The organism is Limnofasciculus baicalensis BBK-W-15 (assembly GCF_024178385.1).
Classification (GTDB): Bacteria; Cyanobacteriota; Cyanobacteriia; order Cyanobacteriales; family Coleofasciculaceae; genus Limnofasciculus; species Limnofasciculus baicalensis.
The window spans coordinates 1-9,624 of record NZ_JAMZMM010000237.1; the positions used below are offsets into that span (position 1 = coordinate 1).

11 protein-coding genes and 3 pseudogenes are annotated in these 9,624 nt (G+C 44.2%); 5 read left to right on the plus strand and 9 right to left on the minus strand.

What is annotated here, in order from left to right; translation table 11 throughout:
• Positions 1-98: 98 nt before the first annotated feature.
• Positions 99-812 (minus strand): rubrerythrin family protein, encoded by a 714-nt coding sequence (locus NJ959_RS30365; protein ID WP_305069159.1) that lies wholly within the window; start codon positions 810-812, stop codon positions 99-101.
• A gap of 211 nt (positions 813-1,023) precedes the next feature.
• On the opposite strand from NJ959_RS30365, the gene NJ959_RS20010 reads away from it, so the two are divergent.
• On the plus strand, positions 1,024-1,386 hold the full coding sequence (locus NJ959_RS20010) for a DUF433 domain-containing protein (protein WP_254013504.1): 363 nt from the start codon (positions 1,024-1,026) through the stop codon (positions 1,384-1,386).
• Here the strand turns inward: NJ959_RS20010 and NJ959_RS20015 are convergent.
• Positions 1,363-1,632: pseudogene (locus tag NJ959_RS20015) on the minus strand (RRXRR domain-containing protein); the annotation flags it as partial. The gene NJ959_RS20010 and the pseudogene NJ959_RS20015 overlap by 24 nt on opposite strands.
• A 212-nt stretch (positions 1,633-1,844) precedes the next feature.
• On the opposite strand from NJ959_RS20015, the pseudogene NJ959_RS30770 reads away from it, so the two are divergent.
• A pseudogene (locus NJ959_RS30770) lies at positions 1,845-1,976 on the plus strand (type II toxin-antitoxin system VapC family toxin); the annotation flags it as partial.
• Between the two features lie 43 nt (positions 1,977-2,019).
• Here NJ959_RS30770 and fabF read toward each other — a convergent pair.
• The 5 genes and pseudogenes from fabF to NJ959_RS20045 all read right to left on the minus strand — a co-directional run.
• Positions 2,020-3,270: a beta-ketoacyl-ACP synthase II gene (gene fabF / locus NJ959_RS20025; protein WP_254013506.1), complete on the minus strand. Its 1,251-nt coding sequence runs from the start codon at positions 3,268-3,270 to the stop codon at positions 2,020-2,022.
• Between the two features lie 62 nt (positions 3,271-3,332).
• On the minus strand, positions 3,333-3,581 hold the full coding sequence (acpP, locus tag NJ959_RS20030; RefSeq protein ID WP_254013507.1) for an acyl carrier protein: 249 nt from the start codon (positions 3,579-3,581) through the stop codon (positions 3,333-3,335).
• Between the two features lie 773 nt (positions 3,582-4,354).
• A complete protein-coding gene (locus NJ959_RS20035; RefSeq protein ID WP_254013508.1) occupies positions 4,355-5,671 on the minus strand; it encodes a dicarboxylate/amino acid:cation symporter in 1,317 nt (438 codons plus the stop codon).
• 177 nt (positions 5,672-5,848) lie between these two features.
• Positions 5,849-6,250 carry a hypothetical protein gene (locus NJ959_RS20040; protein ID WP_254013509.1) on the minus strand — a complete coding sequence of 134 codons (402 nt, stop codon included), beginning with the start codon at positions 6,248-6,250 and terminating at the stop codon, positions 5,849-5,851.
• A 161-nt stretch (positions 6,251-6,411) separates the two neighbouring features.
• A pseudogene (locus NJ959_RS20045) lies at positions 6,412-6,663 on the minus strand (hypothetical protein); the annotation flags it as partial.
• 201 nt (positions 6,664-6,864) lie between these two features.
• Here NJ959_RS20045 and NJ959_RS20050 point away from each other — a divergent pair.
• Genes NJ959_RS20050 through NJ959_RS20060 form a run of 3 tightly spaced genes read left to right on the plus strand, consistent with a single transcriptional unit; the run spans position 6,865 to position 7,713 of the window.
• Complete coding sequence (locus NJ959_RS20050) at positions 6,865-7,104, plus strand: hypothetical protein (RefSeq protein ID WP_254013511.1); 240 nt, start codon at positions 6,865-6,867, stop codon at positions 7,102-7,104.
• The gene (locus NJ959_RS20055; RefSeq protein ID WP_254013512.1) at positions 7,101-7,361 is read left to right on the plus strand and encodes a hypothetical protein; all 261 of its coding nucleotides are present in this window, start codon (positions 7,101-7,103) and stop codon (positions 7,359-7,361) included. Before NJ959_RS20050 ends, NJ959_RS20055 begins: the two co-directional genes overlap by 4 nt.
• Before the next feature lie 37 nt (positions 7,362-7,398).
• Entirely contained in the window at positions 7,399-7,713 is a 315-nt protein-coding gene (locus tag NJ959_RS20060; RefSeq protein WP_254013513.1) for a hypothetical protein, read from the plus strand.
• 16 nt (positions 7,714-7,729) lie between these two features.
• Here NJ959_RS20060 and NJ959_RS20065 read toward each other — a convergent pair whose 3' ends face one another.
• Both NJ959_RS20065 and NJ959_RS20070 read right to left on the minus strand, forming a co-directional pair.
• Entirely contained in the window at positions 7,730-8,380 is a 651-nt protein-coding gene (locus NJ959_RS20065; protein WP_254013514.1) for a Uma2 family endonuclease, read from the minus strand.
• A 152-nt stretch (positions 8,381-8,532) separates the two neighbouring features.
• Entirely contained in the window at positions 8,533-9,336 is an 804-nt protein-coding gene (locus NJ959_RS20070; RefSeq protein WP_254013515.1) for a TPM domain-containing protein, read from the minus strand.
• Between the last annotated feature and the right edge of the window lie 288 nt (positions 9,337-9,624).

Genomic DNA, 9,624 nt, shown 5'->3' on the forward strand with positions numbered 1-9,624 from the left:
CTCCCCAGCCCCCCAGCCCTCAATTTATCAACCGAGAATAAAATAGCCCTGCTGAAAAAGGAGGTTAGGGAGAGAGTATTTTCTTAAGAAATAAACTCTTAAGCAGCAATAACTTCCCCATAGGGAATAAAGGTTTTCTTCTGCGCCCCACAGATGGGGCATTGCCAATCTTCAGGAATTGCCTCAAAAGGTGTACCCGGAGAAATACCTGAATCAATATCCCCCATGACGGGATCGTAAATCACAGAACATTTCTGACAAATCCACTTCTGTATAGCCGGATTGTCAGAAGCTTGGCGGGTAGGAATAGTTTCACCCTCAATTAATTGTAAGGCTTCAGTGTAGCGATCGGCGTGATAGTGTTCAATTGGTACTAAAAGTCCAAAATTGTGCGCCGCTTTGCGAAATTGTCCAGCGTGTTGTCGGGATTCTGCTTCCTGTGCCTCAAATTCAGCAATAGCAGGATTGTCACGATCTTGCCTTGCTTGGGCGGCAAATTCAGGATACATTGTAGTGTATTCGTAGGTTTCCCCTTCAATTGCTAATTCTAAGCAACGAGATGCGATCGCTTTTTTCTCTGTTTCGCTGAGGGAATCCACATCATTAATCACCAATTCCGGGTGCAAGACGCGAAAATGAGCAAAAGCATGTTCAGTTTCCTGATTGGCTGTTTCTCTGAACAGTTTTGCCAAGTCTTTCATCCCTAATCGATTTACTACTTCGGCAAAAAAGAGATATTTACGATTCGCCATTGATTCTCCAGCAAAGGCGGCATCTACGTTTTGGAGAGTTTGGGAATTAGGATTGTTCATCTTTAACGGTGGGTTGTTGACTAATTATACCAAGGATAGTTGATGCTCCCGATTGGGTCACTGGAACGAGCGTACCGCTACACTCGCTCTACTTAATGATAGAAATACTCTGTATATGGGATCTCCTTGCTTTACTCGCAACGCTCTGGCAGAACTTGAAGCGAGTCTAAGTTAAGATAGAGACAAATTAAACTTGTCTGATTAAGTCGTTATGACCAATTCCCTCTCTGGAACGACTAGTTCTCGCTACGTTACTCGCACTCCTGAGATTTTGCAGGGGGAACCGATTATTGCCGATACTCAAGTTACGGTGCGGGATATTGTGGTATTCTGGAAGTCAGGGATTAAGCCTGAAGATATACCAGAGAAGCTAATTCAACTAGTGACAGCAGCTCAGGTTTTTGATGCGATTAGCTTTTATTTAGATAATCAACAGGAAATTAATGAGCGGATTATTTGGTACGAGGCACATCCTCTCCTGAATGTATCACCACTTTTGAGATGTAATCCCTTACTGAATGAAGTTGTAGAATATACTGAATCATACCGCAATTTGAGAACCACGATGTTGTAGTTCCCCAGCCCAAATAACTTTATCATTTTGAACTAATGCCATCCCGGTGATTTTAATACCTGGATCGATTTTTAGCTGAATTGGTTGAGTAGGTCCATTACTGTTGGCAACTTTTAAAATAATCGTAAAGGGGAAGCGTCTAAATACAGCAGCTTTTTGTTGATTCAGCAATAATCGTGCTGTACTTGGATGAACTGGATCTAGTGGTTGTTTATTCGGATCAAGAACTAGAACGTAATTAGACATTTAGATTTCTCCCTGGCGGGGTAATGTTTGCTTCATCGTTGTTATCTGAGCTTTTTACACTAAAGACACTATCCTTGAAGATTGTTTAATCAGTAGTCATAGAGCCTAGAGCTAGCGAACTCTAGGGTATGGTGACTCAAATAACGGCTCCTAAATTAATAGGCGATTGGTTCACATTAACTACGGATTACTCCGTTTGTTAATGATCCCGTCAGGGGATAAGGATTGGGACACAGGATTTACGAATTGCTGCCATTGCCGTAGTAAATAACTCAATTTTAGTGACTCGCAATCAACGAGATTTTTCACAAGTACCGGGACTGGTTTTGGAGGATTGGACATAAATACGGCCTTTCCCCCTTTACCTCTTCCCCCCCCTAATTCCTACTATTTATATTTCCGAAAAGCCAGCGTCACATTATGACCTCCAAACCCAAAGGAATTGGATAGCACCACATCAACTATCCCCTCACGGCTAACATTAGGTACATAATCAAGGTCGCAATTTGGGTCAGGATTTTCTAAATTAATAGTAGGCGGAATTATGTCATCAGCGATTGCCAAGGCACAAGCTACAGACTCAATCCCACCTGAACCGCCTAATAAATGTCCGGTCATGGATTTAGTCGAGCTAACTGCAATTTTATAAGCATGTTCGCCTAAAACTTTCTTGATCGCGGCGGTTTCGTTAGGATCGTTGATGGGAGTACTCGTACCGTGAGCATTAATATAAGTTACCTCTTCGGGTTGTAACTCTCCATCTTTCAAAGCCAACTGCATCGCTCTAATTGCCCCTGCGCCACCGGGAGTAGGTGCTGTCATGTGATAGGCATCGCAAGTCATCCCATAGCCTACCACTTCAGCATAGATTTTGGCACCGCGACTGAGGGCGTGGTCTAATTCTTCTAAGAGTAAGATGCCAGCACCCTCACCCATCACAAAGCCATCGCGATCGCGATCGAATGGACGAGAAGCATGTTCTGGGTCATCATTACGGGTAGAAAGCGCTCTGGCTGCCCCAAAACCTGCTAATCCCAAAGGGGTAACAGCAGCTTCCGTACCACCACAAATCATCGCTTGAGCATAGCCCCCTTGAATTAGGCGAAAGGCATCACCAATGGCATGAGATCCGGAGGCACAGGCAGTGACGGTACAAGAATTCGGTCCTTTAGCACCTGTTTGAATCGCCACCAAACCTGCTGCCATGTTAGCAATCATCAGGGGAATCATAAAGGGGCTACATTTTGCCGGACCGCGAGTCAGGTAGATTTCCTGTTGTTCCTCTAAGATTTTCAGACCCCCAATCCCAGTGCCAATGATAATGCCTACCTGTTCTGCGTTGAGTTCGTTAATGACAAACTTGGCATCAGCGAGGGCTTCCTTACTGGCAACCACGGCAAACTGAGCAAAACGATCCATTCGTTTTGCCTCTTTACGTTCCATATAATCGTGAGGGTTGAATCCCTTCACTTCGCCTGCAATCTGACAGGCATGTCGCACCGGATCGAAAAAGGTAATTCTACCAATTCCGTTACGTCCGCTTTTTAAACCATCCCAGTACTCGGTTAGATTTTTCCCAATTGGTGTAATCGCGCCGAGACCTGTAACAACAACACGTTTTTTTTCGCAGTTTGTCATGATGCCAGTACCACAGGGCAATGCCCCCATAACGCAGAACTTTCCCTAAATACCAGAGCGTTTTAAGCAGCAGCTTCTGAATACTTGACAATGTAGTCTACAGCCGCCTGGACTGTAGAAATCCCTTCGGCTGCCTCGTCGGGAATTTCTACATCAAATTCTTCTTCCAATGCCATCACCAATTCCACCACATCGAGAGAGTCGGCGTTTAGATCGTTGGCAAAGCTGGCTTCCGGCTTCACATCGTCAGGTTCGACATCCAGTTGTTCTATCACGATTGCTTTGACTTTCTCAAAAATCTTTTCGTTCATAAATTTTCTTCGATGTTGGAAACCCCATGTCTTTAGACTGGGGATGAAAACGAACTAACGAACTAGCGATTTTAACCGCCTACCCCTTTTGGGGCGGAGGGGTATGGTTGCCCCTCCTATGGAGATATGGTTGTCTCCTTCCCCTTACAGGGTAATGTTAGCTATGCCTACGGCACGCTACGCGAACGACCTGTTATAAGAGCTTTTTAGACCTGCAACACTGTCTCAGTGACCTTAAGACTGTTTAATTGCAGATGACAGAGCTGGGGACTAGCTACGCATCCACAGGGTGTCGTGACTCAAATAACGGCTACTCTTGCGAGTGGTCTGGTCAGTACGGCTTGCCGATTACTTATGCAGAGCCACTGTGTCTTTAGACCGGGGTTACTGACCCAAATATTCCTCAACCCAGTCGCTAAAATTATGGCAAGTACTAGTACTTGCTGCTGTTGCATTTTCTCATCTTATCCGAAACGGGTATCATCACAAAGATGGATGGTCGCTTTAGGAGATGGCACATCATCATGTCGGGGTGAGGAAGCGGGAAAGGACATGGCACCGGGCAAGATACTTTGATAGTTCTCTTATCCCTAGTGTCACCCTTGTCTTCCTGATTCCTCTATCCGCTCCAAAAATGCTTACAATTGCTGACAATCACTCACATCTTCTTCCTCTTTCACCCTGGAAGTGTCGGCACTATCCAGTCGGGAGGCTGTCACGGTTGAGCTAACCGCTCTTGATTCCCTGTTTTATTTTTCAGGTCAAGCAATCTATTATACATCTGTTGGATGAAAGTCTGAATCTTCCTGTTCCTCAAAAACTGCCATTTCCACTTCGGTTTTCCGCTGCTTCCCGTCGAGTAAGGCACTGACTGTCATATCTCCCATCACATTAATGGCGGTGCGGCAGCGATCGAGGAACCAGTCTACTGTGACAAGTAAGGCAATATACTGTGTAGGTAAGCCTACGGCGGTAAATACTAGTGTCATGGTGACTAATCCGGCTTCTGGAATTCCGGCAGCACCGACTGATGCGAAGATGGAAGTGAGAACTACGATTAATTGTTGGGGTAAACTTAGGGAAATATTCAGGATTTGAGCGACAAAGAGGGCGGACATGGCTTCGTAGAGTGCTGTACCATCATTATTAAAGTTACTCCCCACTAATGCCCCTAGAGAAGCGGAAGATTCCCGCAAGCCGATTTTTTCGATTAATGCCTCAAAGGTGACGGGCATGGTGACTGTGGATGAGGCGGTGGAAAATGCTGTTAATAGGGCATCCGATCCCCCTTGTAAGAAGCGTTTGGGATTTACCCAGGAACCGAGAGTTACCCTACTTATGTAGTAGCAGGCTTGTAAGAAAAGGGCAAGTAGGACGGCGATGATAAATGCGCCGAGGGCTTTAAATGGTTCAAATCCTTGTAGGGCAACGGTTCTGGCGACGATACCGAAAACGGCGATGGGTACGAGGGCAATTACCCAATGGAGAATGCGGATAATTGCTTCAAATAATATGGTGACTACTTGTTCGATCCCTCGGTAATCTGTTTTACCATGTTCGACTTGTTCAGCTTTGATTGCCCGGAGGACAATACCAAAAGTAAGGGCGACTAAGATAAGTTGAATGACGTTGTTATCTACTAGGGGTTTAAGGATGGCTTCTGGTACCATGTCTTGGAGTAGTACCCAAGGATCGAAGGTTTTGTTGACACCTGTCGCTGTACTATCGGGTTTGGCAATTTGACCCCATTTTCCTGGTTGGAGGATATTGGCGACTAATAAACCGATGCAAATTGCGGCTAGGGTATTGGTTAGTAGTAAAGTAGCTAGACGACGACCTGCTCTACCGGGAATATTGGTAGTGAGGAAGGAGTGGACAACGGCGAGGAGAATTAGGGGGGTAGCTAGGGCGCGGAGGGCTTTGAGTACTAAGTCACAGGGAATAGCGAGGTGTTTGACTAAATCTGGGTTAGCGTTAATGCTACCAAGCCATAATCCCAAGAGTGCGGCAAAGGGGAGGGCGATGACAATTTGTAAATAAAGTGGGATGCGTTGCCACCAGGGGCGGGATTTGGCTTGAGTGTGACTCATTGGTGTTATTTGAGAAAACAATAATAATTGAGACTGGAATTGATAAGTCTGAAATTAATCCTATTTTTGGCTTACCTCTCCCCCCCACAGGCAAGATGCCTGTGCTACGAATAATCAATTTACACGTAATGGGATGCTCTTAATTATCCTTCACCACTTCCCATTTCCCACTTCCCTTCATTTCGGTTGTGCGATCCGGGCTTCAATATCATCTAAAGTTTGTAATAGTAGGCGTTTGGCTTGTAATTCCCAACCCCATTTCTGAAGGCGGTAGGCGGTAATTGTTCCGGCAATAGCGATAATATAGCCTATCCATTGGGCGAGAGATATTCCTCCTAGTAATCCTAATCCCGCTATTCCCCAAAAGGGTAGGGCAACTGTTTGACGTTGTTGTTCTACTATTTTGGGTAAGCCGCTAGATGCCATTTGGGCTGTTAAGGTTTCACGACAACGTTTTTGCTCTTCTCTGGGGATGGCAAGTCCAATTTTACGACGAAGTTTTTCCATTTTCCTGGCATCAGTGCTATATTCAGTTAGTTCGTCTTCTGCCATTTTAATCATGTGTTCTAGTTGGCTCATGATGCTATCCTTTATTGTTATTGTTTGTTTATTTAGTCAGGGGTGGTAGTTGCTTCAGGGGGATACCTGCTAACTGCGATTAAGGCTTGACGTTCTAAAATGCGTTGCCAAAGGCTGGCGAAGCCATCGCTATTATTAAATTCAAAGATTCTTACTGTAGTGATGTACTTATGAGCGCGTGCTTTGATGAGAGTCATTATATGTTCCATGAAGATAAAATTATCTAGTTCTTTCTTGTCTTCTGGTGTTAGTTCCCCGGTTTGATGGAGGTAAACTAAATCTTCTAGACGTTCTTGGGCTTCATCAGATAGTTTGAAGTTGATGATGCTTTGGGGAGTGGTTCCGGCGGCGATGAATTCGATAATTTCATGGAATAATTGGGTGGGTGCAGTTGTTATAGTTGTTGCAGTCATGGGGTATTGGTAGTTTTTTTTTATTTTAACTCTAATTTAAGATATCTGTAATATTAGTGCCGACAGTACCGACAGAGAATAAATTCTCTGTCTAATAGCTTAAGTCGGTTTAAACCGACTATTAATCTGAATTGTATTTCAGATCAACTACATCTATTATCTGAATTTTAGTCAGTTTTAACTGACTTTAGCTATTAGACAGTGGCTGATAGCCACTGGCGGGTTGTTGCGACAGTAGGTGCGATGGCTTCACTCGCCTTCGAGATCGCATTTTTTATTCGGGCAGGTTTTGATATTGGTATTCTCGTTTATCTTGGGGCATCGGGGCAGGTTCCAATATCAGTATTGTGGGTTATCTTTTGTAGCTTATCCCCAAACCAGCCCCTACAAACGCTCAATAATGGTAAAATACCTAAAAGCATAAGTTGGCAGCAGTTATGAGCAACTTACCAGACTTTTCGGCAGCAGGCTATCGAGTTATCCGCGAATTAGGTCGTAATAGTGCAGGTGGTAGGGTTGTATATCTAGCCCAAACCTTGGGAAATCCAGAAGATTCAGTTGTAATAAAGCAATTTCAATTTGCTACAGGTTCAAACTGGTCAGGATTTAAGGCGATTGAGCGGGAAATACAAGTTTTAGTTGGCTTAAATCATCAAGGAATTCCTCGTTATTTAGGTTCCTTAAGAATTTCAAGGTAATCGCGTTGACTGTAAAATTACAGTTGATACGAGTAAATTGATTGCTCAAGCAAACGGAGAGAGATCTCTTATCCTCCGCACTAATGCTGTACCGGAAACTTATTCTATAACTCTCCGTGTTGCTACTGCACCTCTACCATTAGAGGTTGATAACTTTTCCTCTCTCTATCTACCTATTGGATTGCAGTTAATTTTCTCTATTGTCCTTGGGCACATTACTGTAGTAGTTGGGGCTAAGGCTAATGTTGTGGTTTTTATCCTTTTTGTTGTCGCTTTTTTTGCCAGTCTTTTCAATTATTATTACCATGGGTATGCCCTTACTAGGCTACGCTATGCAGATCTAACTGATTGAGTCGATCATGATGATTTTACCTGCCAGCTCTCAACACCTGTTCAGCCGTCAGCTTTAAATCTGGGAAGGTTGGAGAGACGATGGTCTGATTACCCCGAAGTTGCTGAATTTCATACTCACCATCCACCGGAATGGAGATCGACAATGTGGACTGTTTGGGTTTGCCAATGTGTCGAATCCCACCCAGAGCGGCGTAGTCGGCAATCCAATATTCGGCAATCCCTAACGCAGCATAGTCTTCTACCTTACGAGCATAGTCATTCTGCCAATTACTGCTGACGACTTCAGCGATAAACTTAATCGAACTGCCTTGCGTCAGAATTGATTGTTCTGGCCAAAGCACTTCATTCACTAATTCTGTCCGATCGACCACCGCAATGTCCGGTCGAAATGCTGTCCTATTAGTATTAGGGGGGCGTAAGAGTCCTCGTTGCAGGACAAACCAGGGTAAGCCTGCTCCGTCGATTTGGACATTCAGTTTGCGATCGATAAACGCCGCAACTTCTTCATGCGGGCCTGTTGGTTCCAAGTCGAACACCTCTCCATCGATCAGTTCATAGCGGTTATCGCCACCATAACGGCTGAGAAACTCGTCAAAGCTGAGTGGCTTCTGTTGTATTGGTTGGTCGTTCGGCTTTGCCGTCCCGGAGGGAATCGCAATTGTCATAGGTCAACTTAGCCCAATCAATGACTTCAGTCTACCAGACCGAAAAAGCATCCGATCGCTAAAACCCAAGTTAGACAATCCAAATGCTTCGCCCTGAATTTCGGCTAGGGAGATTTTAATTCCGACTCCTGAATTCTGAATTCTGCTATAAATTACATATCCGATGCAGTTGATTGATTAAACATGGGCGATAAATAAGCCACCAAAGCCCCTAAAGCAAAACCAAGTATATTGCGAAATAGCGGTAAAAACTCAGAAGTCCGAGTTACTACTGGTCCAATACCAAATGCGATAAATAAAATACCCCAAAGCGGAGAGAAAATTAATGCCCATTGCCAAGCGAAAATCTGTCCCTTTTTGCGAGGAACACCAGCAAATCCACAGATTACTCCACCTACTACAGATGTAATTAGCGTCAAAATCCATTGTTCCTGCGGCAAACCAGGTACAACGTTACAACCTCCCTGAAGTAGACATTTCTTAACAGCATCTAATGATTGAACAATTGCTTGATTTTCTCCATTATCTCTAACAAAAAATAGATTGCCAAAGCGTGTTTGTAACTCAATCCAGAAGGTACGGGGTAGGAATTCATAAAGGTCATCACCTACATTGAAACCCAAGAGATTACCCCCTCGTGGATCGGCAATTAGTAATACACTTTTATCGTTAAGTTTCCAATAATCTCGGACAGCTAAACCAGGCGTTTGATCGTATTGAGTTAATATCCGCAGTTTCCAACCAGTTTCCGCCTCAAAACTTGCCAAATCTTTAATCAATTCCTCTTCTTGGCCAGTTGGCAATAGGTTTGCCAAGTCGATAATCGGAGTCTGAATTTCTGGGAGTAATTCAGGATTATTGTACGCTTGTGCAGCGGGTGCGATCGCCCAAACGGAGATAGCGAGGATAAATGCTGCCACAGATACCAAAAATCGTTTCGGGAAAAAATACTGCATCGTCAAAGATAACGCAATGGACAATAAGGAGGGATATTTAAAAAAGCCTGATGTTTATGGAATAGGAGGGTGAAGGGCTAATGGTGAAGGGTTAAGGCTAATCTGTAATTGTTTTTCGCCTTGGGCCATTCTCAATTCTCCATTCTCCATTCCCCATTCCCCATTCCCTATCCGACTCTGGTTTAAAGAGCAGATAAGGTCAGGTTAAGGTGAGATTTTCTTTACACTTCTTTACTTTACTCTAATCTTGGCAGTAAAAACAAAGTCTTTAGTCGGGGAGTCGGGGAG

Bases quoted from the DNA above. Each gene is read 5' to 3' on its own strand.
- NJ959_RS30365 (WP_305069159.1), bottom strand. From the start codon at position 812: ATGAACAATCCTAATTCCCAAACTCTCCAAAACGTAGATGCCGCCTTT.
- NJ959_RS20010 (WP_254013504.1), top strand. From the start codon at position 1,024: ATGACCAATTCCCTCTCTGGAACGACTAGTTCTCGCTACGTTACTCGC.
- fabF (WP_254013506.1), bottom strand. From the start codon at position 3,270: ATGACAAACTGCGAAAAAAAACGTGTTGTTGTTACAGGTCTCGGCGCG.
- acpP (WP_254013507.1), bottom strand. From the start codon at position 3,581: ATGAACGAAAAGATTTTTGAGAAAGTCAAAGCAATCGTGATAGAACAA.
- NJ959_RS20035 (WP_254013508.1), bottom strand. From the start codon at position 5,671: ATGAGTCACACTCAAGCCAAATCCCGCCCCTGGTGGCAACGCATCCCA.
- NJ959_RS20040 (WP_254013509.1), bottom strand. From the start codon at position 6,250: ATGAGCCAACTAGAACACATGATTAAAATGGCAGAAGACGAACTAACT.
- NJ959_RS20055 (WP_254013512.1), top strand. From the start codon at position 7,101: ATGAGCAACTTACCAGACTTTTCGGCAGCAGGCTATCGAGTTATCCGC.
- NJ959_RS20065 (WP_254013514.1), bottom strand. From the start codon at position 8,380: ATGACAATTGCGATTCCCTCCGGGACGGCAAAGCCGAACGACCAACCA.
- NJ959_RS20070 (WP_254013515.1), bottom strand. From the start codon at position 9,336: ATGCAGTATTTTTTCCCGAAACGATTTTTGGTATCTGTGGCAGCATTT.